General features: G+C 67.7%; 26 protein-coding genes. 10 read left to right on the forward strand and 16 right to left on the reverse strand.

From position 1 onward, the window contains the following. Nucleotides 1-124: 124 nt before the first annotated feature. The 9 genes from E1261_RS23955 to E1261_RS23995 all read right to left on the reverse strand — a co-directional run bounded on the left by E1261_RS23955 (nucleotide 125) and on the right by E1261_RS23995 (nucleotide 8,999). Nucleotides 125-1,003, reverse strand: a complete 879-nt coding sequence (locus E1261_RS23955) for a carbohydrate ABC transporter permease (RefSeq protein ID WP_132410117.1) — start codon at nucleotides 1,001-1,003, stop codon at nucleotides 125-127. Further along, nucleotides 1,003-1,836, reverse strand: a complete 834-nt coding sequence (locus E1261_RS23960; RefSeq protein ID WP_238176397.1) for a carbohydrate ABC transporter permease — start codon at nucleotides 1,834-1,836, stop codon at nucleotides 1,003-1,005. Before E1261_RS23960 ends, E1261_RS23955 begins: the two co-directional genes overlap by 1 nt. Nucleotides 1,837-1,934: 98 nt before the next feature. Continuing rightward, entirely contained in the window at nucleotides 1,935-3,188 is a 1,254-nt protein-coding gene (locus E1261_RS23965) for a sugar ABC transporter substrate-binding protein (RefSeq protein WP_132410121.1), read from the reverse strand. 87 nt (nucleotides 3,189-3,275) lie between these two features. Beyond that, the gene (locus E1261_RS23970) at nucleotides 3,276-5,288 is read right to left on the reverse strand and encodes a hypothetical protein (RefSeq protein ID WP_132410123.1); all 2,013 of its coding nucleotides are present in this window, start codon (nucleotides 5,286-5,288) and stop codon (nucleotides 3,276-3,278) included. Nucleotides 5,289-5,413: 125 nt separating this feature from the next. Then, nucleotides 5,414-5,995 (reverse strand): hypothetical protein, encoded by a 582-nt coding sequence (locus E1261_RS23975; RefSeq protein ID WP_132410125.1) that lies wholly within the window; start codon nucleotides 5,993-5,995, stop codon nucleotides 5,414-5,416. Further along, complete coding sequence (locus tag E1261_RS23980; RefSeq protein ID WP_132410127.1) at nucleotides 5,992-7,143, reverse strand: L-histidine N(alpha)-methyltransferase; 1,152 nt, start codon at nucleotides 7,141-7,143, stop codon at nucleotides 5,992-5,994. The genes E1261_RS23975 and E1261_RS23980 overlap by 4 nt, the downstream gene beginning before the upstream one ends. Nucleotides 7,144-7,231: 88 nt before the next feature. Further along, nucleotides 7,232-7,432 carry a cold-shock protein gene (locus E1261_RS23985; RefSeq protein WP_132410129.1) on the reverse strand — a complete coding sequence of 67 codons (201 nt, stop codon included), beginning with the start codon at nucleotides 7,430-7,432 and terminating at the stop codon, nucleotides 7,232-7,234. 113 nt (nucleotides 7,433-7,545) lie between these two features. Next, on the reverse strand, nucleotides 7,546-7,725 hold the full coding sequence (locus tag E1261_RS23990) for a hypothetical protein (RefSeq protein ID WP_132410131.1): 180 nt from the start codon (nucleotides 7,723-7,725) through the stop codon (nucleotides 7,546-7,548). After that, nucleotides 7,722-8,999, reverse strand: a complete 1,278-nt coding sequence (locus E1261_RS23995; protein WP_132410133.1) for a PspC domain-containing protein — start codon at nucleotides 8,997-8,999, stop codon at nucleotides 7,722-7,724. Before E1261_RS23995 ends, E1261_RS23990 begins: the two co-directional genes overlap by 4 nt. A 184-nt stretch (nucleotides 9,000-9,183) precedes the next feature. Between E1261_RS23995 and E1261_RS24000 the strand changes: the two genes are divergently transcribed. From E1261_RS24000 to E1261_RS24015, 4 genes are all read left to right on the forward strand, one after another. Further along, nucleotides 9,184-10,704, forward strand: coding sequence for an ATP-binding protein (locus E1261_RS24000; RefSeq protein ID WP_132410135.1), 1,521 nt, complete (start codon nucleotides 9,184-9,186; stop codon nucleotides 10,702-10,704). Next, nucleotides 10,701-11,342 (forward strand): response regulator, encoded by a 642-nt coding sequence (locus E1261_RS24005; RefSeq protein ID WP_132410137.1) that lies wholly within the window; start codon nucleotides 10,701-10,703, stop codon nucleotides 11,340-11,342. The genes E1261_RS24000 and E1261_RS24005 overlap by 4 nt, the downstream gene beginning before the upstream one ends. Before the next feature lie 101 nt (nucleotides 11,343-11,443). Further along, a complete protein-coding gene (locus tag E1261_RS24010; protein WP_202874976.1) occupies nucleotides 11,444-12,652 on the forward strand; it encodes an MFS transporter in 1,209 nt (402 codons plus the stop codon). Between the two features lie 9 nt (nucleotides 12,653-12,661). Then, nucleotides 12,662-13,012 (forward strand): hypothetical protein, encoded by a 351-nt coding sequence (locus E1261_RS24015; protein WP_132410139.1) that lies wholly within the window; start codon nucleotides 12,662-12,664, stop codon nucleotides 13,010-13,012. 4 nt (nucleotides 13,013-13,016) lie between these two features. On the opposite strand, the gene rpsR is transcribed toward E1261_RS24015, so the two are convergent. Then, complete coding sequence (rpsR, locus tag E1261_RS24020; RefSeq protein WP_132410141.1) at nucleotides 13,017-13,259, reverse strand: 30S ribosomal protein S18; 243 nt, start codon at nucleotides 13,257-13,259, stop codon at nucleotides 13,017-13,019. 50 nt (nucleotides 13,260-13,309) lie between these two features. On the opposite strand from rpsR, the gene rpmF reads away from it, so the two are divergent. Together rpmF and E1261_RS24030 are read left to right on the forward strand one after the other, a co-directional pair. Continuing rightward, the gene (rpmF, locus tag E1261_RS24025; protein ID WP_132410143.1) at nucleotides 13,310-13,471 is read left to right on the forward strand and encodes a 50S ribosomal protein L32; all 162 of its coding nucleotides are present in this window, start codon (nucleotides 13,310-13,312) and stop codon (nucleotides 13,469-13,471) included. A 101-nt stretch (nucleotides 13,472-13,572) separates the two neighbouring features. Continuing rightward, entirely contained in the window at nucleotides 13,573-14,895 is a 1,323-nt protein-coding gene (locus E1261_RS24030) for a C1 family peptidase (protein WP_132410145.1), read from the forward strand. A gap of 214 nt (nucleotides 14,896-15,109) precedes the next feature. Here E1261_RS24030 and E1261_RS24035 read toward each other — a convergent pair whose 3' ends face one another. Both E1261_RS24035 and E1261_RS24040 read right to left on the reverse strand, forming a co-directional pair. Next, nucleotides 15,110-15,805, reverse strand: a complete 696-nt coding sequence (locus tag E1261_RS24035; RefSeq protein ID WP_132410147.1) for an alpha/beta fold hydrolase — start codon at nucleotides 15,803-15,805, stop codon at nucleotides 15,110-15,112. Next, nucleotides 15,802-16,533 (reverse strand): PIG-L deacetylase family protein, encoded by a 732-nt coding sequence (locus tag E1261_RS24040; protein WP_132410149.1) that lies wholly within the window; start codon nucleotides 16,531-16,533, stop codon nucleotides 15,802-15,804. The genes E1261_RS24035 and E1261_RS24040 overlap by 4 nt, the downstream gene beginning before the upstream one ends. Between E1261_RS24040 and E1261_RS24045 the strand changes: the two genes are divergently transcribed. Continuing rightward, nucleotides 16,534-17,529 carry a serine hydrolase domain-containing protein gene (locus E1261_RS24045; RefSeq protein WP_165952636.1) on the forward strand — a complete coding sequence of 332 codons (996 nt, stop codon included), beginning with the start codon at nucleotides 16,534-16,536 and terminating at the stop codon, nucleotides 17,527-17,529. It begins immediately after the preceding gene. 13 nt (nucleotides 17,530-17,542) lie between these two features. On the opposite strand, the gene E1261_RS24050 is transcribed toward E1261_RS24045, so the two are convergent. Both E1261_RS24050 and E1261_RS24055 read right to left on the reverse strand, forming a co-directional pair. Then, complete coding sequence (locus E1261_RS24050; protein ID WP_132410153.1) at nucleotides 17,543-18,151, reverse strand: ClpP family protease; 609 nt, start codon at nucleotides 18,149-18,151, stop codon at nucleotides 17,543-17,545. Continuing rightward, complete coding sequence (locus tag E1261_RS24055; RefSeq protein ID WP_132410155.1) at nucleotides 18,148-18,744, reverse strand: ClpP family protease; 597 nt, start codon at nucleotides 18,742-18,744, stop codon at nucleotides 18,148-18,150. Before E1261_RS24055 ends, E1261_RS24050 begins: the two co-directional genes overlap by 4 nt. A gap of 98 nt (nucleotides 18,745-18,842) precedes the next feature. Here E1261_RS24055 and E1261_RS24060 point away from each other — a divergent pair, with 98 nt between their 5' ends. Continuing rightward, nucleotides 18,843-19,220: a hypothetical protein gene (locus tag E1261_RS24060; RefSeq protein ID WP_132410157.1), complete on the forward strand. Its 378-nt coding sequence runs from the start codon at nucleotides 18,843-18,845 to the stop codon at nucleotides 19,218-19,220. On the opposite strand, the gene E1261_RS24065 is transcribed toward E1261_RS24060, so the two are convergent. Then, nucleotides 19,201-19,824: a class I SAM-dependent methyltransferase gene (locus E1261_RS24065; protein ID WP_132410159.1), complete on the reverse strand. Its 624-nt coding sequence runs from the start codon at nucleotides 19,822-19,824 to the stop codon at nucleotides 19,201-19,203. The genes E1261_RS24060 and E1261_RS24065 overlap by 20 nt on opposite strands. A gap of 2 nt (nucleotides 19,825-19,826) precedes the next feature. Further along, entirely contained in the window at nucleotides 19,827-20,690 is an 864-nt protein-coding gene (locus E1261_RS24070; protein WP_132410161.1) for an alpha/beta hydrolase, read from the reverse strand. An 82-nt stretch (nucleotides 20,691-20,772) separates the two neighbouring features. Between E1261_RS24070 and pcrA the strand changes: the two genes are divergently transcribed. Together pcrA and E1261_RS24080 are read left to right on the forward strand one after the other, a co-directional pair. Beyond that, entirely contained in the window at nucleotides 20,773-23,091 is a 2,319-nt protein-coding gene (gene pcrA / locus E1261_RS24075) for a DNA helicase PcrA (RefSeq protein WP_132410163.1), read from the forward strand. 87 nt (nucleotides 23,092-23,178) lie between these two features. Then, a complete protein-coding gene (locus E1261_RS24080) occupies nucleotides 23,179-23,742 on the forward strand; it encodes a hypothetical protein (RefSeq protein ID WP_132410165.1) in 564 nt (187 codons plus the stop codon). Nucleotides 23,743-24,353: the final 611 nt, after the last annotated feature.

Raw genomic sequence — 24,353 nt, forward strand, 5'->3', positions numbered from 1 at the left:
GGAAGAGGGCTGGGGCGAGGACGATGGCGCCGGCGAGGGTCAGGTCGCGGTTCGCGGCGTGTATCTCGTCGGCGAAGCGGGTGGAGCCGCAGATGCAGACGATCTCGGGTCGGTCCGGCACGGGTCAGCTCTTCAGACCGGACATGGTGATGCTGTCGGTCAGGTAGCGCTGGAGGAGGCCGAAGACCAGGAGACTGGGGATCACGGTGATGGTGGCGCCGGCCATGATCTGGTTGATGGGGACGGACTGGGTCTGGAGGGTGGCCAGACCGACGGTCAGGGTTTGCATGTTGGCTGATTGGCCGATGACCAAGGGCCAGAGGAAGTCGTTCCAGTGCCAGAGGAAGACGAAGATGCCGAGGGTGGCCAGCGCCGGGCGGATCAGGGGCATCACGATCAGCGTGAAGATCTTCCATTCGGAGGCGCCGTCGATCTCGGCGGCTTCGAAGAGTTCGTCGGGGAGTTGGCTGATGAACTGGCGGAGCAGGAAGACGGCTTGGGAGTTGGCCAGCGTCGGGACGATCAGGCCCCAGTAGCTGTCCACCCAGTCGAGGCGCGAGATCAGGATGTACGACGGGATCAGGGTCGCCTGGAACGGGACCATCAGCGTGGCCAGGAAGGCCCAGAACATCAGCTCGCGACCGGGGAAACGCTTCTTCGCGAAGGCGTAGCCGGCCATGGCGGCGAAGAGCAGGACGAAGACGACCGAGACCAGCGAGTAGAGCAGTGAGTTGACGGTCCATCGGGGGATGTCCGAGCTGGACAGCACCCGGGTGAAGTTCTCGAAGGTCCAGCGGGTCGGGTAGAACGCGTCGGGGAACGTCTGGCCGCTCGGGGGTGCGAAGGCGACCAGCACCATCGCGACGAACGGCAGCACGGTGACGATCGCGGTCAGTGCGAGCAGGGTCGGCAACGTCAGCCGGGCCACCGGTCGCGACGGCTTCAAAGACGAAGACGAGGACGGCGTACGGCGGGTCGACGGGCGGTCGAGGAGGTTCACCATCAGTCGTCATCCCTCCCGACGAGGCGGCGTTGGACGAGCGAGATGACCAGCACGATGAAGAACAGCATGATGCCGATCGCGCTCGCGTAACCGAAGTCGAAGAACTTGAAACCGCTGTCGTAGAGGAGATAGACGAGCGAGTAGCTGGCCCGGACCGGACCGCCACCCGTCATCACGTACATCGCGTCGAAGACCTGGAACGCGCTGATCGTCTCGATCACCAGCACGAAGAACAGCACCGGCCGGATCTGCGGGATGGTGATGTACCGGAACCGCTGCCAGGCGGAGGCGCCGTCGATCATCGCGGCCTCCAGGTACGACTTCGGGACCGCCTGCAGCCCGGCGAGCAGGATCAGCATCGAGTAGCCGAAACCCTTCCAGGCCGACGTCACCGCGATCGACGCCAGTACGGAGTTGTCCGAGCCGAGAAAGTCGATCGGGCCGATCGAGACCAGCCCCAGTACGGCGTTCAGCAGTCCGTCCTGGGCGTCGTAGATCCACTTCCAGATGACCGCGGCGAGCACGATGCTGGTCACGTACGGCAGGAAGAACACGCCGCGGAAGAACCCGCGCTGCCAGACCACCTGCTGCAGGAGCAACGCCGTACCGAGTGAGATCAGCACGGTCAGCGGGACGAAGATCAGGGTGTAGGTGAGCGTGACCAGCAGGCTCTGATGGAACAGCTCGTCCTGCAGCAGGCGGGTGTAGTTGTCGAAGGCAATGAATTCCCAGCGGCCGCTGAGCCGGTAGTCGGTCAGCGACAGCCAGACGGCGCCGACCGCCGGCAGGAAGCGGAAGGCCAGGAACAGCGCCAGCATCGGCGCCACGAACACCAGGCCCACCCACGCCCGCCGCCGCGGACCGTACCGCCCCCTGACTGGTACGGGTCGCGGGCGGCGGACGGGGGAACTCGGGTCGACGCCGACCTGGGTCATCGGATCAGGGCGTTGGCCTGCTTGGCCGCGTCGTCGAGCGCCTGCTGCGGCGTCTTCTTGCCGGTCAGCACGGCCTGGATCTCGACGTTCAGCAGTGCCATCACCTGGCGGGCGACCGGGTTGGGCTCACCGGGGAAGGCGTACTGGAGGGCGGGCCCGAACTTCAGCGTCAGCGGGTCGGTGACCTCGGCCTTGGCGTCGGTCCGCGGCGTGAAGTAGCCGGTCGCCTTGCTCAGCGCCTCGAGCTGGGGCGGCTGGATCATGAACGACAGGAACTTCTTCGTCTCGGCGAGGTTCTCCGAGGCCGCGTTCAGGGACAGGCCACCGGGGATGCCGTAGCCGACCTGCTTCGCGCCGGTCAGCGGTGCGCCGACCTCGATGTTCGCGTCACCCCAGCCCTTGGCGGCCGTGGCCGCGTTGGCCGGCGTGGCGGTGAACGCCATCGCGACCGTGCCCTTGCCGATCGGCTGGTTCTCGATCGCGTTGCCGTTGGTCAGTGCGGTCTTCGGGATCGCGCCCTGGTCCCACAGCGTCTTCAGGAAGGTCAGCGCCTCCAGACCCGGGGCCTGGTTGAAGGTGACGGACTTGCCGTCGTCGGCGAAGACCTTGCCGCCGGCCTGCCAGAGCAGCGGGTAGAAGTTGAGGTTCAGCGTGGCCTCGGAGACCGCCGAGTAGTCGAGCGTGCTGAACCCGGCCGCCTTCAGCTTCGGGGCGGCCGCCTTGATCTCGTCCCAGGTGGCCGGCGGCTTGCTGATCCCGGCCTTCGTCAGCACGGTCTTGTTGTAGATCGTCGTGGTCACGGTGTGGTAGATCGGTACGCCGTACACCTTGTCCTCGACGGTCAGGCCGGGGATCGCGTTCGGCAGGAACTTGGACTTGTCGGCCTCGACCACGTCACCGACCGGCTCGAGCGAGCCGTTCTGGACGTACTGCGGGATCTGGTCCGGGATCAGCAGGACCGTGTCCGGGCCCTTCTTGCCGGCGAACGCGGTGGCGAGTTTCTCGTCGCGCTTGTCCCACGGCTGCAGCTCGACCTTCAGATCGATCGTGGAGTTGGCGGCCTCGAAGTCGGTCTCGACCTTCTTCCAGTAAGCGTCACTGGCGGCCTGGTCGGCGATCACCGGGTACATCCAGAGGGTGACGGTCTTCTTCTCGTCGGAGGATCCGGAGTTTCCGCCGCACGAACTGAGGGCGGCGGTGAGGACAAGTGCGGTGAGTGGCGCCGCGATACGGCGGACGGTGGATTTCATCACAACCCCCTGGATGCCGGCACAGGCCGGAAAGTTGTTCACCGAATAACGGTCAGGACCGAAAGTAGTGGGAAGGAATTTCTGCTGTCAACGTTTGATATCGACTCGGAACAGTTCGGGCCCGTTGCTGAAGACCAGCCGCTGGCCGCCCTGGACGGCGAGCCGTCGGTGCGGATGCTCGAGATACAGCTTCGGCGTCGCCCGGTCGCCGGGTGCGATCCGGTAGATCTTGTTCCAGTCGATGCTGACGTACACCCCGTCCCTGGTCGCGACGATGTCTCCGGTCTGAGAGGTCGTCCCGAGCACGAAGGACCTCAGCACTGTCCCATATCGGGGGTCCATCGCGAACACCGTTCTGCCCGCCACACCCCACAGCGTCCCGTCCGGCCCGAACGTCACCGAGGACACCGTCGGCGCCTTCACCACCGGCACCGTTTCCCAGAGCTTCCGCTTCCCCTCGACATCCCAGGCGAAGACGGTTCCGGACTCCCGGGTGGGCTTGGTCGTGCCCAGTCCGCCGGTGATCGACGTACCGCCGTACACGATTCCTCGACGAGCGGTCAGACCGAACACGCTCTCGTCCTGGACGACGTTCCGGTACGTCGTGGTGCTACCGGACTGTGGATCGTAGAAGGCCAGCGCGCCGCCCAGGCGGTCGCCCTCCGGGACCGTGCCGACCGCGATCTTGCCGTTCACCTCGACCAGCGCGCGGGCGCGATTCTGGAACTCGGGTTTCAGGTTGACGGCGAGCTGCGGGTTCGCCGGCGTACCGGGTGGGCCGGGTGAGTACTCGAGACTGTTCCACGGCAGACGTGGGTCGTAGGAGTAGAGCCGGGCCTCCGGATAGGTGCCGATCCAGACCTTGCCGTCGGACGCCTCCATGGTCTGCTCGGTCTGCGAGAAGCGGTTGAACTTGGTGGCGCCGGTCTTCGGGTCGGTGACCGAGAATCCACCGTTCAGATAGCCGCCGGTGTAGACGTTGCGGGCGCCGCCGGACAGACCGAGGATGTCGATCGGTTCACGCCGGACGTTGGTCAGGAAGATCTCCGACTTCCCGGTCTGCGGGTTGTAGCGGAACTCCTCGCCGCGCCACAGCGTGCCGACCACGCTCGTGCCCGGATAGTCGGGCAGACCGAGGTCGGCGTACCCGATCGCGCGCGCGTTCTGGATCCGGCCGGTGAACTTCAGTCCGGTGCCGGTCAAAGTCTTGGTCGCGGGGTCGTACTTCCGCAGCTCGCCGGCCTGGATGAAGTAGAGCTGGCCGTTGGCGTCGAGCGGTGAGATGTCCAGGCCGTGGGCCAGCGGGATCTCGTCGACCCAGGTGCGGGACGCGATGTCCCAGACGTACATCGGCATCGGGAACGCGCCGCCGACCCGGATGTAGACGCGGCCGCCGCGGACGCTGAGGTCGTAGACGGACTTGAGCTTCGGGTCGCCGAGGTTCGGCGGCGGGGGGAGCTCGGTGGCGGCGCCGGTGGCGACGTCGATCTCCATCACGTGCGCGTCGGGCAGCGAACCGGTGTAGAGCTTGCCGTTCGCGTAGCCGATGCTCTTGACGTACGGCTGGCTCGCGATGACCTTGCCGTAGTCGCGGATCGCGCCGGTGCTGTCGTTGAACGAGAACACGCGGCCGCCTGGATAGGTGCCGCCGTACACAGTGCCCTGTTCGTCGGTGGTCAGCGCCCAGATGAAGGACTCGCTGGCCAGCGGTCGGCCGAGGTCCTCGACCGCGGTGGCGCCGGGGCGCAGGCGGTACAGGTGGCCGTTGTTGTAGCTGCCGACGTAGATCGTGCCGGTCGGGGTCGCGACGACGGTGTAGCTGCCCTCGGCGCCGGGCAGTGGCGTCGAGAGCAGGCTGGTCCCGTTCACGGGGTCGAGGGCGTTCAGGTACGCCGGTACGCCGGACGAGATGTTCCAGATCGCGGTCTTGCCGCCCGGACCGGGCGCGACGGTACCGCCGATCAGCAGGACGTCGGACAGTGGGACGCCGAGGGAAACGGCCACGGCGTGTGGCGGGCCGACCGCCACGGTGGGCACTGCCGGGCTGATCACGAGGGCAGTGGCGACGGACAGGGCGAGGAACAGGCGGAAGAAACGCAACGAAGCCTCCGGGGGTGCCGTATTTACGGTCCTGTCCGAAAGTAAGCGCCGATGGCATGACTAAGTCAACCGCTCGGCATGAATTGCTGCTTGTGGCAGCCTCACCCAGGTTTCGGGGGTGCCCGTTAGGGCGTGGGCATCCGCGCGAGCAGAGTCTTCAGCTGCTCGCAGGTGCTGGTGAAGAAGCTGTCCGGGCGGTGCAGGGCTCGGTGGAAGGCGGCCAGCTCGGCCTCGGACGCGGTCTCGGAGAAGGTGCTGATCTCGGTCAGGTCGAGCCGCCGGTTGAACAGGTTCACCGTGTCGCGCCAGCGGTGCAGCTGGCCGACCAGCTCGGCGTCCCGGTGCAGACCGAGCGCTCCGGAGACCAGCGCGAGGTCGACCGCGGACACCACCAGGCGCGGGTAGATCTGCCGGGTGGAGGGTGCCTGCGGCGAGAAGCGCTCGTCGTTCAGCAGGCGGGTGTTCTCCCGCAGCTCGTCGCCGACAGCCCGCAATACTTCGGTACGGCGCTCTGCCTCGGCCGTGAGGCGTTCGACGAAGATGCCGGTGAGGCCGGCCACCAGGGTCAGCGAGTTCACCGCGGGCTCCCAGCGGGAGTTCTCCGGCCAGAAGAACCAGATGACACCCAAGGTGAAGGCAAGCCCGAGCATGCCGTAGCTGAGCGCCGTGACGACGGTACGGCGGTGCTTCGCCCAGCGAGCTCTCATCTGGCCCAGATGTCGTCGGCGAGGGTGCGGTCACGCTCGCCGGAGGATGCGGGGGCGAGCAGGAGCAGCTCGAGACCGAACGGGTTCGGGCGGCGCTGGTAGCGGAACTGGGACTGCATCGCCTCCACCGGTGTCAGCTTGCAGGCGGTGGTGAGTCGCTTCAGCCGAGCGGTCGAGTACTTCCGGGTCGTGTAGAGGCGGATGGTGTCACCGATCGGCAGCACCACCTCGGTGTGGTCCGGCAGACCCATCCGGATCACCTCGCGGGTGTCGTTCTGCCAGAGGACCTTCACCAGCAGCGCGTCCTCGTCCTCGATCTCGCCGACGAACTTGATCCGCTCGTTGTCGACCTTCAGATCGGTGTTGTACCGCAGCGCGCTGGTGACGAACTCGGTGAACGCCCTGGTCTGGTGGTACTCGTCAGCGGCCGCGAACGCAGCCTCCTCGTCCAGCCGGGTAGTGCTGGCGACCTCGAGCAGCAGCCGGTCCTGCGGCCGCAGTACGTCGGTGATCAGCTGCAGCAGGTCTTCGTCGTCGTCGAAGTTGGCCAGCGTGTTCCCGGTCAGGCTGTAGAGCAGCGGCTCGTCACCGATCAGCCGGCCGAGCATCTGGGCCAGCTCGGACATGTTGTCGCGGATCGAGAAGTCGATCTGGACCGGCAGCACCTGGGTGATCGGGAAGTGGCCGCTGCGGACCGACTCCTGGGCGCCGAGCCGGAGCATCTCCGAGCTCATGTCGACCGGGATGTAGAACATGTCCGGGTTCCGCCGGCGCAGGTCCTCCAGGATCGTCCGGTCCTTCACACCGGTGCCGATGCCGAGGCTGACGAAGTGGAAACCGCCCTTGTCCACATGCGGTTTGACCTTGCGCCAGTGCCGCTGGAAGGACTCGGTGCCGGCCTTCATCACCAGGTAGAACGGGTCGTTGGTCGCGTTCGCCCAGGCGATCGTCGGGCCGATTCCCCAGTAGGCGAAGCCGGAGGTGATCTCCTTGCCGTCGCCGGTCTCCGAGACCGGACCGCGCAGGTCACCGGTCAGTGTGGCGAGCTTGTCGGTCTGGTCCTCACCGACCAGGACGAACGTCCACGCGAAGTCGTCGTCGGCCAGCGCCTTCTCGAGCCTCCGGACCACGTGTACCGGCTCTGTCACGTCTCGGATCCCTCCCACTGTGAGGTGGTCAGGTTACCGGTTGCCGTCACGCCGCGCAGGTTCGACAGTTTCTTCTCATTGGGCCGTACTAGACGGGGGTGACAGCCTCAGCCTCGCGGCCCTTGGGGCCGTCGATGATCTGGAAGTCGACGGGCTGGCCGTCCTCGAGGGTCTTGTAGCCGTCGGAGACGATCTTGCTCCAGTGGACGAAGACATCGTCCTGCCCGTCCACGGCGAGGAAGCCGTAGCCCTTGTCGGCGTTGAACCACTTCACGGTGCCGCGCACCATCGACAAACTCCTGTGACCACGGGACCCGTTGCACCCGGACCCCTCGGGTAGCTGGCCCACCGGAACCCCGCTGAGCGGACCATAGCCTAGCCCACCGCCCGGTCCGGCCCGGTTCAGCCGCGGTGCGAGGCGGCCAGCCCGATGATGCCCGCGGCAAGCAGCAGCAGGGCGCCGGTGAGGCCCAGATCCTTGGTCTGCAGGACGCCGTTCTCGTTCAGCATCCAGATCGTCGCGCCACCGGTCAGCACGGTCCCGGCGATGATGCCGGCCACATCCGGTTTCGGCTTGTTCATCCCCGCTCCACTCTGATCGCGCCCAGTTTGAGGTCCAGGTCCAGCACCACCGACTCCGGTCCGGCCTTCTGGTCGGCGCCGAGGTCGTTCAGCGTCAACTGTGCATCATGACCGCTCTGCTTCGCGTTCAGTCCGACCAGTTCGCCGAGCTCGGCGTTCAGCTGGCCCTGTACGTCGACGTCCCGCGGCAGCTTGACCACCACCTCGCCGGCGCGGCCGTGGACCTCAATCTTGGCGCCCGGGCCGAACTTGGCCTTGGTCAGATCCAGGTGCACCGAACCGGCGTCGAACGTGTACGACGTCCCCGTGCCGGCCGTGGTGACCACCTGGCCGTCCGGCGCGACGTAGTTCACGTCGGCGAAGTTGCGCGGCATGCTCGGGAACAGGTTGCTCGCAATCGCGCCGGCCGCGAGCAGCAGACCCAGTGGGAGCAGTGCGGCAGTCCGGCCGACGAAACCGCCGACCAGCATGCCTGCGCCGAGCACTGCCACTCCGATGAACAGCATGGTCGGTGTGGCCGCGTTGGCCAGCGCCGCGATCCCGATGGCGGCACCGGTCAGCAGTACGACGACTGACTTGACGCCGCGGGGCCCCTTGACCGGTGGCTGCGCCGTACGGGTCCTGGCAGGTGCTACGGTCGGCGGCTCGTCGACGTACAGGCCGAGTGGGTCGTCCTCGGTCCAGTCGGCCTGGACCGGCTCGCTGACGCGGTCCTGTGGGCGCTGCTCGGCAGCGGGGGCCGCAGTGGGCGTAGAGCTCTGGGTTTGGGTCCAGCCGGGCTGTCCGTGGGTCCAGTCGCCGTTCGGACCGGACCACTGGGTGCGTGCGTTGCCACGGCCGCGGCGCCCGCCCTTGCGGTGGTAGGCGACCACTCCGATGATCGCGAGCACCAGCAGCGGTCCGGGGACGAACTCACCGAAGTTGAACGACGACATCATCGCGATGGCGGCGAACACGGCGACGCCGACCACGATCGGGCCCAGCCACGGGTGGTCCGGCCGGACCCGGTCGCCGAGCAGGCCCTGCGCGGGGGAGCGGTCGGTGCGCTCGTCCGGCATCAGTAGCCAGCCGGCGATGTAGAAGATGACACCGGGACCAGTGATGATCAGCACGGCCATCACGACCCGGATCAGCACCGGGTCGATGTTCAGCGCGCGGCCGATCCCGCCGCAGACGCCGGCCAGCATCCGGTCCGACCGGCTGCGTTGCCAGTTCTGCACGTTCTGCAGGCGGCTGCGGTCGAACCCTCCGGGTCCGCTCGAGTTCTGGTCCATGACACCGATACTGACGCCTCGGGCGGTCCGGAGACATCGGGGATCTCCCCTGACCTCCCCCGGGTGCGCCGGGCGGTCGGGGTTTCCCCCGAGGGGACCCTGACCTGGCGGGGGCGGCTGTTGAGGAGCCGGCCGGGGACAAGCCTGCTGGTGTCGGCCCGGTCGGCGTGTGACGATCGTGGTGATGAGTCAGCCAGCCTCCGCCGCGCCGACGGGTGGGACCTCCGGGGCCCCAGCCGAGTCGTCGGCTGCCCAGGAGCAGCCCAACGGCTCGGAGCAGTGGCGGTACAAAGGCTGGGGTCCACAGGGTCCCCGGCAGTACCAGGGCCCGTACGCCGCCTACGCCGCGCGCCAGGCGGCGGCGCTCGGCCCGGGCGCGCCGACTCCACCACCGCCGCCAGGACCCGCGTTCGGCCCGAGCCGTCCGACGTCTGACCTACCACCGGTACGCCGGGCCTATCGCCGTACCGAGGGTCGTGTCGTGGCCGGTGTGGCCGGTGGTGTGGCTGACCACCTCGGTATTTCGGACACTCTGGTGCGGCTGGTGCTCATCGCCGCCACCGTGTTCGGCGGGTTCGGGGTGCTGATCTACGCGGCGCTGTGGTTCCTGATGCCGCTCGGAACGCCGGTCGCCCCGGCGGCGCCCGGCCTGGCCGCGCACACTCGGAGCGGGCTGCGTTCGGACGAGCCGCCGCCTCCGGTGACCGAGGCGAAGGCCCGGAAGCGGGAGAAGAACCGCGGCCAGGTGACCGCGCTGGTGGTCGTCGGAGCCGGCGTACTGCTCCTGCTGCAGGTAGCCGGCATCGGTATCGCCGGGAAGATGTTCTGGCCGCTGGTGTTCGCAGGGACCGGTCTGGCGCTGATCTGGCGGCAGGCCGACGAGCGGCAGAAGGACGAGTGGCGCGAGGGCGTGCGTGTCCCCGTGCTGGGCGCACTGGTCGGCAAGGGCGGTGCCAAGTCGATCATCCGGCTCGCTGTCGGCCTGATGCTGGTCGGTACGGCGGTTGCCGTCTTCCTGGTGCAGAACGGCAAGCTGTCGCAGGTGGGCGACGTACTGATCGCTCTGCTGCTCGCGGTGGTCGGTCTCGGAGTCATCGCCGGACCGTGGGTCCAGCGGCTGACCAGAGACCTGAACTCCGAGCGTGCTGAGCGCATCCGGTCCCAGGAGCGCGCCGACATGGCTGCGCACCTCCATGACTCGGTGCTGCAGACCCTCGCCCTGATCCAGAAGCAGGCCAACGACCCACGGGCGGTGACCACGCTCGCCCGCTCCCAGGAGCGCGAGCTGCGGGCCTGGCTGTACGACGAGGACGACAAGACCGACCAGACGCTGGCGGGAGCCGCCAAGCGGGCCGCTGCGGAGGTCGAGGACTCCCATGGCGTGCCGATCGAGGTCGTGACAGTCGGGGACTGCGAGCTGAGCGAGGGCATGTCCGCCATGGTGCGGGCGGCTCGTGAGTCAATGGTGAATGCGGCGAAGCACTCCGGTGCTGCCAAGATCGACGTGTTCGTCGAGGTGGACGGCGACCGGGCGGAGATGTTCGTCCGGGATCGCGGTAACGGCTTCGACGTGGACGGCGTACCTGACGACCGGCTCGGGTTGCGGCACAGTGTGATGGGCAGAATGGAACGGCACGGCGGACGCGCGACAGTGCGCTCCGATCCGGAGACTGGGACCGAAGTGCGACTGGAGATGGACAGATGAGCAGCAGGCGCGTTGTCGTCATCGATGACCACGACATGTTCCGGGCCGGAGTACGCAGTGAGATCGGTGCGTCGGTCGACATCGTCGGGGAGGGCGCAGATGTCGACTCCGCGGTGAAGGCGATCGTCGCGGCCGAGCCGGACGTCGTACTGCTCGATGTGCACCTGCCCGGTGGCGGTGGGACCGAGGTGATGAAGCAGGTGCACCAGCGGCACCCTGAGGTGAAGTTCCTGGCGCTGTCGGTGTCGGACGCCGCCGAGGACGTGATCGGCGTGATCCGGGCCGGTGCGCGCGGTTACGTCACCAAGAACATCAGCGGCACCGAGCTGGTCGACGCGATCAACCGGGTCGCTGAGGGGGACGCGGTGTTCTCGCCGCGGCTGGCCGGCTTCGTGCTGGACGCGTTCTCCGGGGCGATCGACATCGCCTCGGTGGACGAGGACCTGGATCGGCTCTCGCAGCGTGAGCGCGAGGTGCTGCGGCTGATCGCCCGTGGGTACGCGTACAAGGAGGTGGCGCGGGAGCTCTTCATCTCGGTGAAGACCGTCGAGACCCACGTCTCGTCGGTACTGCGCAAGCTCCAGCTCTCCAACCGCCACGAGCTGACCCGCTGGGCCACGGACCGCCGCCTGGTCTGACCTTCCACTGGACGGAAGGTTCACTGGCGCGCAGAGCGCCGTACCGGGACCTTTTTCGCAAGCCTGGCCGGGATCCGCCCGTCCGGTGGAGCGGAGGTCCGATGTCCACGATCCCGATGGCGCGCGGCGGTTGGGTGCGACCGCTGTGCTGGAGTGCCGTCCTGCTGGACGGCTTCGATCTGGTGGTGCTGGGGACGATCACCCCGGTACTGCTCAGTGACAAGGTGTGGGGCTACAGCCCGGCGACCGCGGCCGCGGTGTCGACCGCCGGTCTGGTCGGGATGATGCTGGGTGCGCTGACGATCGGGACGGTGACCGACCTGATCGGCCGCCGGCGCGCATTGCTGGTTGCCGTCACCGGGTTCTCGTTCTTCACCCTGCTCTGCGCGTTCGCGACGAGCGCGGGCACCTTCGGCGTACTGCGCTTCCTGGCCGGTCTCGGTCTGGGCGGATGCTTGCCGACAGCAATCACTCTGGTGACGGAGTACTCGCCGAAGGGACGCAACGGAGGCCCGACCACACTGGTGATGACCGGGTACCACGTCGGTGCTGTGCTCACTGCGCTGCTCGGGATCCTGGTGATCCCGTCGCTGGGCTGGCGGGCGATGTTCGTGATCGGTGCGGCCCCCGCACTGGTGCTGGTGCCGCTGATGCTGAAGTACCTGCCGGAGTCGCCGTCCTTCAGCCGGGAGGCGGCCAGCCAGGGAATCGAGCCGGTTAAGTCCTTGCTGCGCCCGGAGTTCCGGCGTCCGACGCTCGCGTTCTGGGTGACGTCGTTCATGGGACTGCTGCTGGTCTACGGCCTGAACACGTGGCTGCCGCAGATCATGCGAGAGGCGGGCTACCCGCTCGGCGCCGCCCTGAGCTTGCTGCTGGTGCTGAACCTCGGTGCGATCGCCGGACTGCTGCTGGCCGGGCGCATCGCCGACAAGGTCGCGCTGCGGCCAGTCTCAATAGGCTGGTTCGCCGGTGCGACGATCACACTGGCCCTGCTGAGCATCCGACTCCCCAGTGTGATCCTGTACGTCGTTGTCCTGCTGGCCGGTGTCTTTGTCTTCGCTGCCCAGGTGCTCGTCTACGCGTACGTCGGTCGGATGTATCCGGCGGCGAACCGGGCGACCTCACTGGGGTGGACGGCGGGTGTCGGCCGGCTCGGTGCGATCGCCGGACCGATCCTCGGTGGTGCACTGCTGTCGGCTGGACTCGCGTTCCCGTGGGGCTTCTACGCCTTCGCTCTGGTGGGCGGGCTGGCCGCCATCTCGGTCAGTGTGGTGGAGCGCCGCGCTGCTGTCGCCGTCAGGTCGGATTAGGGTGACCAGATGGACTTTGTGCATCACCTGTTGACGTTTCTGCACCTGATCGGCTTCGCGGCGCTGTTCGGCGGGTTCTTCACACAGCTGAAGACGAAGACCCCGGTCGTCAACGCCGCGATGCTGCACGGCGCGCTGACCCAACTGCTGACCGGTGTGCTGCTGGTTGGGCTCGCCTCCGGGATCAAGGACGACGACTTCACCGTGAACAACGCGAAGGTCGGGGTGAAGCTGATCGTCGTACTGGTGATCACCGGGCTGCTGTTCGCCTACCGGAAGAAGCCGGCGCTGACGCGGGGCACCTTCTTCGCCATCGGCGGGCTGACCGTGGTCAACACCGCCGTCGCCGTCTTCTGGTGAGCGCTTAGCGGTTGGTGGAGGTGTAGGGCAGCAGGGCCATCTCCCGGGCGTTCTTGATCGCCCGGGCGACCTGCTTCTGCTGCTGCACCGACAGGCCGGTCACGCGACGGGAGCGGATCTTGCCGCGGTCGGAGATGAACTTCCGCAGCAGGGCCGTGTCCTTGTAGTCGATGAACGTGATGCCGTCACGGTCCAGCGGGTTCTGCTTGGGCTTGCGCTTGCCGGTGACCGGTGGTCGTCGCGCCATCACTCGTCGCTCCCTTGGTATTGAATGTCGTTTTCATTTAGCATAGCCCCATGGCCGTTCCGAAACGCAAGATGTCCCGCTCCAACACCCGCAACCGACGGGCCCAGTGGAAGGCCACCGCGGTCGACCTGGTGCCGATCGTCGTGGACGGAAAACAGCTCCGCGTCCCCCGCCGGCTGGTCCGTGCGTACCAGCGCGGTCTCATCACCTGAGACCGGCGATGAGGACCGGGTGGCTGGTTGTGGACAGGGCACAGATTCGCCACCCCGGCAGGGGCGGTGGACGCTTGGTGGCTGAGATACCGTCGATCCTTATGGAGCGGAATCTCACAGCCGAACAACTCGCGCTCTTCGAGAAGGAGTTCGCAGCCAACCCGCAGTACCGGGTGATGCAGAACGCCGTCACGCAGACGCCGGTGAACGCCATCGCCCTCGACCGGCAGGTCGTCACCTCCATCGACCATTCGGTGTCGAACCTGCTGGACGACTGGAAGGTCACCAACCAGAAGAAGAGCGGGCGGTGCTGGCTGTTCGCCGGGCTGAATCTGCTCCGGGTCGGCGCGGCCGGGAAGCTCGGGGTCAAGGACTTCGAGTTCTCGCAGAACTACCTGCTCTTCTGGGACAAGTTCGAGCGCTCGAACTTCTTCCTCGAGGCGATCATCGAGACCGCCGGCCGCGAGGTCGACGACCGGACGGTGGCGCACCTGCTGTCCGACCCGATCGGTGACGGCGGCCAGTGGAACATGTTCGTCGCGCTGGTCCGCAAGCACGGCCTGGTGCCGAAGACCGCGATGCCCGAGACCGAGAGCTCGTCGTCGACCGGTCAGCTGAACGACACGCTCCGCAAGCTGCTCCGCCAGGGCGCCCGCGACCTGCGCGCCCTCGACAGCGCCGAGGCCCAGCGCGAGCGCAAGCGCGAGATCCTCACCACCATCCACCGCGTGCTCTGCATCCACCTCGGCACCCCGCCGCAGAAGTTCCTGTGGCAGTGGAAGGACAGCGACAAGGCCTTCCACCGCGACGGCTGGACCACCCCGGCCGAGTTCGCCGCGGCGTACGTGCAGGTCCCGGTCGACGACTACGTCTGCCTGGTGCACGACCCGCGCGAGTCCAGCCCGGTCGGCAAGACCTTCACCGTCGACTACCTCGGTAACGTCATCGACGCGCCGCCGGTCGTCTACCTGAACGTCGAGATCGACCTGATGAAGAAGCTCACCCAGGACGCCATCGTCGGCGGCGAGCCGGTCTGGTTCGGCTGCGACGTCGGCAAGCAGATGAACGGCGACCTCGGTATCTGGGACGCCAACCTCTACGACTACGGCGCCGTCTACGACACCAGCTTCACCCTGGACAAGGCCGAGCGCCTCCTCCACCACGAAACCCTGATGACCCACGCCATGCTCTTCACCGGCGTCGACGTGGTGGACGGCGAGCCCCGCCGCTGGCGCGTCGAGAACAGCTGGGGCGACGAGAAGGCCGACAGCGGCTTCTGGACCATGAACGACTCCTGGTACGGCGAACACGTCTTCGAGATCGCCGTCCGCCGCTCAGCCCTCCCAGCCGACCTCCAAGCCCGCCTGACCGACGACCCCATCGTCCTCCCCGCCTGGGACCCCATGGGCGCCCTCGCCGACTAGCCCCGCACCAACAGCCCCGCCCCGGCCATCACTGGTGGCCGGGGCGCGCCTGCCGGTCGGCGCCACTTTGAGCACGCATCGACCACGTGACGCCCGCTGAAGCGGTTGAGCCGTGCTCAAGGTCGATCGGCCGGCTCGCTTTGAGCGCCCATCAACCACCTTCTGGCCGGGCAGATGACTGACCCGTGCCCAACGTCGTACCGGCCTGCGCGTACTAGAGGATCAGCTTCAGGGCTTCCGACGGGCGTTCCAGGGTGGGGAGATGGCCTGCCCAAGGGAGGTCGATGCGCTCGGCGTTGGGGAGGCGGTCTTGCAGGTACGCCGCGGAGTCGGCGAAGAACTGGAAGTCGTGGGCGCCGGTGACGAGGCGGACGGGCATGGCGAGGGACTCGGGGAGGACCGGGTATTCCTCGTTGTCGACGTCGCCGGCGGGGATCTGCAGTTCGTAGGCTCGGCGTTGCATGGTGCGGACGAGCTCGCGAGCTCCGTCGTCAGCTTCGGGGCCGATCCAGCGCCGTACGGTGAGGTCTGTTGCTCCCTCGACGTCGCCTGCTTCGACCAGCGCGTTCTCCTCGGCCCAGAGAGCGCGGAGGGCCTCGTCCGGCTCGACGTTGTCGGTCGGGGCGCAGAGCAGGACCAGGCGGGTGAAGCGGTCGGGTTGGCGGCTGGCCGCTTGCTGGAGGACATAGCCGCCGTACGACGCTCCTACTGCCGCAACCTGGTCGAGGCCTAGGTCATCGAGGAGGGCCAGTACGTCGCCGGCGTCGGAGTACTTGGGCACGACCGGGTTGTCGCCGAAACCACGGAGGTCCGGGGTGATGACTCGGTGGGTGGCGCTGAGTGCTTCCACCTGGTGTTGCCACATGCGGCTGTCGGCTACACCTGCGTGGAGCAGAAGGAGAGGGGTCATGCGCCCAATCGGATCACGGTGAAGGGTTCGGCGTAACTGGTTTTCGGTAGGCCGGCGAGGGTGGCGCGGTGCTGGGAGAGTTGGCGCATGTGGGCGGCCAGGGAGTCGGGGTCGCGGTGCTGGCTGGTGTGGGAGAGCAGGGCGGCGATCTTCTGGTCGATGGTGTCGGTGATGTCGACGTAGTGGTTGACCTCGGGGTGCTCGACCAGCCAGAGCTCGTTGAGGTCCCAGGGGGCCTCGGTGAGGTCGGGGAACGAGTAGGGGTTGCCGGCCGCGGGGTAGAAGGCGCGGAGGGCGGCCTCGCCGGTGGCCAGGTGGTCGGGGTGGGAAACCTGGAGGCGCTGCCAGTTGCGCTCCGGCGATGAGGTGACGAGGCGCTGCGGCCGCACCTGGCGGATCACGCGGACGATGTCGCGGACCAGTTCGGCGGTCGCCTCGACCGCGCCGTCGGAGTAGCCGAGGAAGTGCAGGTCCTGTACGCCGGCGTGCCCAGCTGCTGCGGTCTGTTCGGCCCGGCGGACCGCTGGGATCTCGGAGCGGTCCCGGTCCGGCTCGAAGCCGCCTTCCTGGCCGTCGGTGACGATGCAGTAGTGCACCTCGATGCCGGCCTTGGTCCAGGCGGCGACGGTTCCGGCTGCGGCGAAGTCGATGTCGTCGGGGTGCGCGACGACTGCCAGTACTCGCTCGATTTCGCTGTCGGGACGGGGATTGGCTGCTGGAACGCTCACGTGATCGACCTTACTTGTCTCACCCTGCACAGTGGTGGTGTGGAGTTCGGCGGCGAGTGCGAACCTCTCGAGGTCGGTCTGGACGCTGCTCGGTTGCGGACTGCGATCGAGCAGGTACAGACGCGTCGCGGTGCGGCTCAGCTGTGCGTGATCCGGGACGGCCGGGTGGTCGTCGACCGCTGGTTCGGCTGCGAACCGGATGCGCTGTTCTGGCTGTTCTCAGCCAGCAGACCGTACGTCGCGATCCTCGTGCACCAGCTGGTGGAGTCCGGCGTACTGCATCTCGATGACGAGGTGGCGGCGTACTGGCCGGCGTTCGCGGGGGAGGGTAAGGACGGGGTCACGGTCCGCGATGTGCTGCGCAACCAGACCAGTGCGGTCGGGGCGCCCCGGGCTGACGCACGGGTCATGACTGACTGGGCGAAGTCACTGCGCCGGATCGAAGAGGCGCCGCTGCGCTACCCGCTCAGCTCGCTCGCGTTCGGCTTCATCCTGGCTGAGCTGGTGCAGCGGATCACCAGACATCCGATCCAGGTCGTGCTGCAGGAGGCGGCGCTCCGCCCGCTCGGCGTGACCGACACGCACCTGGGCCTGCCGCCAGAGCTGTGGGGCAGGCAGGTCCCGGTCAAGGGCAGTCGGCTGGTGAACCGCCGCAGTACGCGGGAGGCCGTCGTACCGGGTGAAGGGGTGTCGGCAACAGCTCGCGACCTCGCTGCGCTCTACCAGATGCTGCTCAACAACGGCATCGGTACGGCGGGACGTGTGCTGCGGCCGGAGTCGGTCGCAGCCGCGGTTACGCCGACCAGTGACCCGGCGTTCGGTCAGCTCCGCAGCCCGCGGGTGTTCGGGCACAACGGCAGCAACTGCTGTGTCGGGTGGGCGGATCCGGAGCGGCAGCTCGCCTACGCCTATCTGACCGACCGCCTCGGCCGTGGGCCTGCAGAGCAGGCCCACCACGCCGCAGTGGCTGACCGCATCCTCGCTGCGGCCGGTTAGCTGAGCAGGCCGGCTAGCTGAGCACCGGTACGGCGGCTCGTTCCTGGACCACGCGGTCGACGATTCCGTACTCACGTGCGGCCTCAGCGGTCAGCACGTGGTCGCGGTCGGTGTCGTGCCGCAGCCGCTCGATGGACTGGCCGGTGTGCTCAGCCAGGATCGACTCGACCTGCGCGCGCACCCGCACCACCTCGTCGGCCTGCAGGATCAGGTCGGGGATCGTGCCGCGGCCTGATCCGGCCGGCTGGTGCAGGACGACGCGCGCATGCGGCAGCACCGAACGCCGCCCGGGCGCACCGGCCGCCAGCAGCACCGCACCGGCCGCAATGGCCTGTCCGACGCAGAACGTCGCTACTGGCGCGGAGATCAGTCGCATGGTGTCGTAGATCGCCAGTGCGGCAGTCGTGTCACCGCCCTCGCAGTTGATGTAAAGGTTGATCTCCCGCTCGTTGTTGTCGTACTCGAGATGCAGCAACTGCGCGATCATCGCGTTCGCCACGCCCGCGTCGATCGCCGTACCGAGGTAGATGATCCGCTCGGACAGCAGATGCGAGTAGACGTCCATCACCCGCTCGCCCCGGGGACTCTGGGCAATGACGTTCGGAATCATGTAACTACTCATGCTGCTGCCTTCTCTAAGGGCATCACCTGGTCGAACGACGAGACGATGTGGTCGATGAAGCCGTACTCGCGGGCCTGCTCGGCGCTGTACCAGTGGTCGTGCAGCGAGTCCTCGTGGATGGTCTCGAACGTCTGCCCGGTGTCCTCGGCGGTGATCGACAGCACGGTGTCGCGGATCTCCCGCAGGTCGTTGGCCTGGATCTCGATCTCCACCGCGGAGCCGCCGATCCCGGCCGAGCCCTGGTGCATCAGGATCCGCGCGTTGCGCAGCGCGAACCGCTTGCCCGGCGTACCGGCCGTCAGCAGGAACTGGCCGGCGCTACACGCCAGTCCGATCGCCAGCGTGGACACGTCGCACGGCACCAGCCGCATCACGTCCCGGATCGCCAGCATCGACGGCACCGACCCACCCGGCGAGTGGATCCACAGAGCGATGTCGCGGTCGGCGTCCTCGGCCGCCAGGGTCAGGATCTGGGTGGCGAGCAGCGTGCCGTTGTCGTCGTCGAGGACACCGTCCAGTACGACGACGCGGCGGTCGAGCAGCCGCTGCCGGGCGGACGGATTGAACAGCGGTGATCTGGTGTCTTCTGGCATGTGTCCACTGTTGCCGGGTGCACAGGACCAATCCCAGTTTTTCTGCTGACGGCAAGTCTGCTGAGAGCCAACAAGATGCTGTGGCAGGCTCCTCCACTGTGAATCTGAGCGATACCGCAATCCTGATCGCGGACGACCTGTCCGACTCCGAACGCAACCTGCTGGAGCTGACGGCCACCCCGGCCGCCACTCTGCTCGGGGCGGTGTCGATGATCCTCCGTACGACGCTCTTCACCGAGGACCCGGCCGCCTGGGTCGACATGTGGCAGGCCCGCCCGGACTTCGCCCGGATCGAGTGGCTCGACGGTCCGGAGCTCTCCGACGTTGTGGCGCTGCTGGCGGCCAAGGACTACGAGGGGCAGATCGAGGGGGTCCCCGGTCTGCGCATCAGCTCCTGCAACGACCACACCGCGAAGATGCACTGGCTGGGCTCCGCCGTACCGGTAGAGCTCCAGCTCACACGCCAGCTGTCCTGACCGCGCGCCCCAGGATGTGTGGGGCGGCTGGGGTGAAGCCGGTGGCGGGGAAGTTGAAGCTGTCGAGTTCGGTGATGGTGAAACCGGCCGCTGTGATCGCAGCCGCGGTGTCGCGGTGCAGGTGGCAGCCGCCGGACAGTGCTGGGTAGACGGTGGCGTCGAGCAGACGCTGCATGCGCCCTGGTACGACGGCGACGTGTTCGTAGAAGCGGAGCTCGCCGTCGGGGCGTAGTACTCGGAGGGCCTCTGTGAGAGCGGCGGACTGGTCGGGGACCGAGCACAGCACGAGTGACGCGACCACTGCGTCGACCGAACCGTCAGCTAGTGGCAGCCGGTCCGCAGTGCCGTCCACAACCTGTACTGGCACCGGAGCGATGCCAGCAGCTCGCTCTGCCTGGCTACGCAGGTAGGGCTCGGGTTCAACGGCCAGCACCTGCGTCACGGCGGCTGGGTAGTGTGCGAAGTTGCCGCCGTCACCTGCGCCGATCTCGACCACCGCACCGGCCAGTCCGGCGAGTAGACGCTGGCGGTGCGCGCGGACGCCGTACTCGTCCATCCGCGGTCGCATCCGCGCGTAGACCCTGGCGAAGATCGCGTGTCCCATGGCTACAGCATCGTAGCCAGACGGTGGGCGAAGTCGACGGGGAACGTGTGGCCGAGGCCCGTTAGCCGCTCGATCGTGCAGCCGGTCAGCTGGGGCTCGGCTGCGTCCACCACCTCGAGCAGATCGTCGTCGGTGCCGATCCAGATGGTTGCCGGTGACAACGATTCGGCCGAGCCGTCGGGAAGCTTGCGCAGGGCTGGTGCCATCGCCAGTACGCCGGTCGCCGGTGCCGGCCGCGCGGTCAGGGCCCAGTCGACCGCGACGCGGCCACCAGCGGAGAACCCGGCGGCGATCAGCGGCAGTCCCTTCAACTCGGCCGGGAGGTCCGCTAGTGCGCGCGCGATGTCGGCCGTCGCCTGGTCAGGGTCCGGCCAGGTGCGGTACATCGGGGACATCCGCCGGGACGACTCCACGCAGACGAGCGCATACCCAAGGTCGAGGACCGCCGCCCAGTCCCGCCGCGCATGCCCGGCACGCTGCCCGGCTCCATGAAGTGCCACCACGACACCGATCGGTTTGGTGGGAACCGTAGTCAGCGCGGGGATCGGGTCGTCGGTTGCTCGCTGGGCGGACTCTGCGACCAGCGTCTGGAACTCTGGGCGGTCTGCGAGGGCGGCCAGGTCGTCGTCATCGGTGAGGATCTCGGGGCGCCACCAGCCGCCGTCGGCGCTCGCCTGCTGCAAGGCGCGCAGGGCGCCGTCGGCGTCACCGGAGGCGCCGAGCACGCAGGCGCGGAGGTGGGCCAGCTCGGCCGACCAGGGCGTGAGGTCGGTTGCGGAGTCGAGTACGGCGACAGCATCGGCGTACCGGCCCTCGCCGTACAGGGCCTCGATCTGGTCCACGAGGTCGTCGTAGCGGGTGTCCATGAGGCGGATCCTCGCAGGTCGGCGGGGCGTGATCGAACCTGTTTTCGGTAACTGTCGGCGGGTGCGCCTATGGTGTTCGGTGATGACTACGCTCTTCTCGCCTGACGAACTACCGGTGCCGCTCGAGGAGCCGAAGAAGCACCGGACCGATCCCGACGCGCTGCTGGACGGGCTCAACCCGCAGCAGCGGGCTGCTGTCGTGCACGCGGGCAAACCGCTGCTCGTGGTGGCCGGTGCCGGGTCGGGGAAGACGCGCGTGCTGACCCGCCGGATCGCGTATCTGCTGGGTGCCCGGGACGCGCACCCCGGGTCGATCCTCGCGATCACGTTCACCAACAAGGCGGCGGCGGAGATGCGCGAGCGGGTCGTCGACCTGGTCGGGCCGCGGGCGAAGCTGATGTGGGTGTCGACGTTCCACTCGTCGTGTGTGCGGATCCTGCGCCGCGACATCAAGAAGTTCGGGATCAACCCGACGTTCTCGATCTACGACGCCACCGACTCGCGCCGGCTGATGACGCTGGTCTGCCGCGAGCTGGACCTGGACGTCAAGCGGTACAACCCCCGCGCGGTGCTGAACTGGATCAGCACCCAGAAGAACGAGCTGGTCGACCACGAGACTGCCGCGGCGAAGACCGAGAACCATCTCGAGGAGACCTACGCCGAGTGCTACCGGGTCTACCAGGAGCGGCTGGCCCAGGCGAACGCGCTGGACTTCGACGACCTGCTGATGACCACGGTCAACCTCCTGCAGGCCTTCCCCGAGGTCCGGGAGTACTACCGGCGCCGCTTCCGCCACGTGATGGTCGACGAGTACCAGGACACGAACCACGCGCAGTACACGCTGATCCGTGAGCTGTGCGGCGAGGACGCGCCGGGCGCGAGTCAGCCGACCGCGCCACCGGCCGAGCTGATGGTCGTGGGCGACTCCGACCAGTCGATCTACGCGTTCCGCGGCGCGACGATCCGCAACATCCTCGCCTTCGAGGAGGACTTCGCCGGCGCCGAGACGATCCTGCTCGAGCAGAACTACCGCTCCACCCAGACCATCCTGTCCGCGGCCAACGCGGTGATCAGCCGCAACGAGGGCCGGATGGCGAAGAACCTCTGGTCCGACCAGGGCCAGGGCGAGCAGATCGCGGTGTATGTCGCGGACAACGAGCACGACGAGGCGCAGTTCGTCGCGGACGAGATCGACCGGCTGGCCGACGCCGACAAGGTGAAGCCGTCCGACGTCGCCGTCTTCTACCGGACCAACGCCCAGTCGCGAGTCTTCGAAGAGGTTTTCATCCGGACCGGCCATCCGTACAAGGTGGTCGGTGGCGTCCGGTTCTACGAGCGCAAGGAGGTCCGCGACGCGCTCGCGTACCTGCGGGTGCTGGTGAATCCGGAGGACACCGTCTCGCTGCGCCGGATCATGAACGAGCCGAAGCGCGGGATCGGCGAGCGGGCCGAGGCCGCGATCGAGGCGCTGGCGCAACGGGACCGGATCTCGTTCGCGGCCGCGATGCGCCGGGCCCAGGACGCTCCGGCAATGGCCTCCCGCTCGGCGAACGCCGTACAGGGATTTGTGGACATCCTCGACGACCTGACCGCGATGGTCGACTCGGGTGCGCCGCCGGACGACATCCTGGACAGCGCGCTGCACCGCTCCTCGTACTACGAGACGTTGCAGAAGTCGGCGGATCCGCAGGACGAGACCCGGCTGGAGAATCTGGACGAGTTCATCTCGGTGGCCCGGGAGTTCGTCGAGGAGCGGACGGCGGCCGGTGAGCCGGCCGATCTGCAGGCGTTCCTGGAGCGGGTCGCATTGGTCGCCGACGCGGACCAGATCCCGGACGCGGCCGACGACGGTGGTGTGGTCACGCTGATGACGCTGCACACCGCGAAGGGCCTGGAGTTCCCGGTCGTGTTCCTGACCGGCATGGAGGACGGCGTCTTCCCGCACTCACGATCGCTGACCGACCTGAAGGAGCTCGAGGAGGAGCGCCGCCTCGCCTATGTCGGCATCACCCGGGCCCGGCAGCGGCTGGCGATCTCGCGGGCCGCGGTGCGGTCGGCGTTCGGCGCTCCGCAGCACAACCCGCCGTCCCGCTTCCTCGAGGAGATCCCGGCCGAGCTGCTCGACTGGCGCCGCGACGAGTCCGCGATCACCCGCTGGTCCGGGACCGGTACGTCGTCCGGCGGCGGCATCCCGAGCCGTTACGAAACGTCGCGACGGAGCTCGTCCGACAAGCCCGTGATCAACCTCGATCCCGGCGATCGCGTCGTCCACGACAGCTTCGGAATGGGCACGGTCGTGGTTGTCCGCGGCGAGGGTCAGCAGGCCCAGGCCGACATCGATTTCGGCTCCGAAGGGGTAAAACGCCTGCTCCTGCGCTATGCGCCGGTCGAGAAAATCTGAGCCAAGAAGTTCCGTAATCAGCTTGTATCTGGGCCGGAGATTGAGACAATCAGGGATCTTCGGTCCACCTCCGGAAGCGTCGTCCCCATGCCCAAGCCCGTAGCAGACAGTCACCGCCGGATCATTCTGGCCGGGGCGAACCCTGGGCTGCGGCTGTTCGACGAGGCCGGCAAGGTCACGGCGTACGCATCGATCTGGATGGTCGACTGGTCGATCCGCGGCGCCGGGACGGCGGTCGTGCTGTGGTTCGACGGGATCGTCCGGGTGGTGTCGGAGGACGTCGACCTGGCCGCCTGGCTGGAGCGGTACTTCGTCCGCTCGTTCCTCGAGGTGCAAGGGCTGCCCTGGCACGAGCCGGCGATCGAGCGCGACCTCGTCCAGGTCTCGATGAACCTCGCCGACGGCCTCAGCGCCAAGGCGGCCGACATCCAGATCGAGATGGGCGGCGTCCTCGACCGCCGCCTCTTCGCCACCGACAACTTCCAGCTCGCCGACGGCAACCACAGCCTCAGCCTGCTGATCGCCCCCGTCCGCTCCGCCACCGTCTCCATCGGCGGCGCCTCCGTCCCTGGCTGCGTCCAGGTCGACGGCTCCCCCGAAAAACCCGGCTCCTCAGCCTTCCTCACCAGCGCCGAAGTCTGGCGCCGCTAACAGCCCCCTGGACCAGCTAGCCAATCTCCAGCACGAGCCGGTACGACGTTGGGCACGGTTCAGCCATGTGCGCGGCCGGCAAGTGGTTGATGGCTGCTCAAGGTGAACCGGCCGGTCGACCTTGAGCACGGTTCAACCGTTGCGGCGGGCGTCATGTGGTTAGTGGGTGCTCAAGGTGAGCCGGCCAGGCGACGGTTGGACCTTGAGCACGGTTCGATCATTCCAGCGGGGTGTCGGATGGTTGATGGGTGCTCAAGGTGGGCCGGCCAGGCGACGGTTCGACCTTGAGCACGGTTCGACCATTCCAGCGGGGTGTCGGATGGTTGATGGGTGCTCAAGGTGAGTTCGCCGGGCGGCCTTGGGCACGGTTCGACCACTCCGGCGGGGGTTGGATGGTTGGTGGCTGCTCAAGGTGACCCGCGCGATTTCGAGTCCCCGGGGCTGTGGTTGCTGCGCGGAAAACGAGGGGATCTCCCCTGAAGTTGCCGGTTCTCCCTTCAAAATATCGGGGGAGAACCGGCAACTTGAATGGAGATCCCCTCAAATTTCGGGCGACGACGGGCGAACGGGCGACGGGCGAACGGGGGAGCGCCCGGGGAACGGGGGACGGG

This window comes from Kribbella albertanoniae, from assembly GCF_004348455.1.
Taxonomy (GTDB): Bacteria; Actinomycetota; Actinomycetes; order Propionibacteriales; family Kribbellaceae; genus Kribbella; species Kribbella albertanoniae.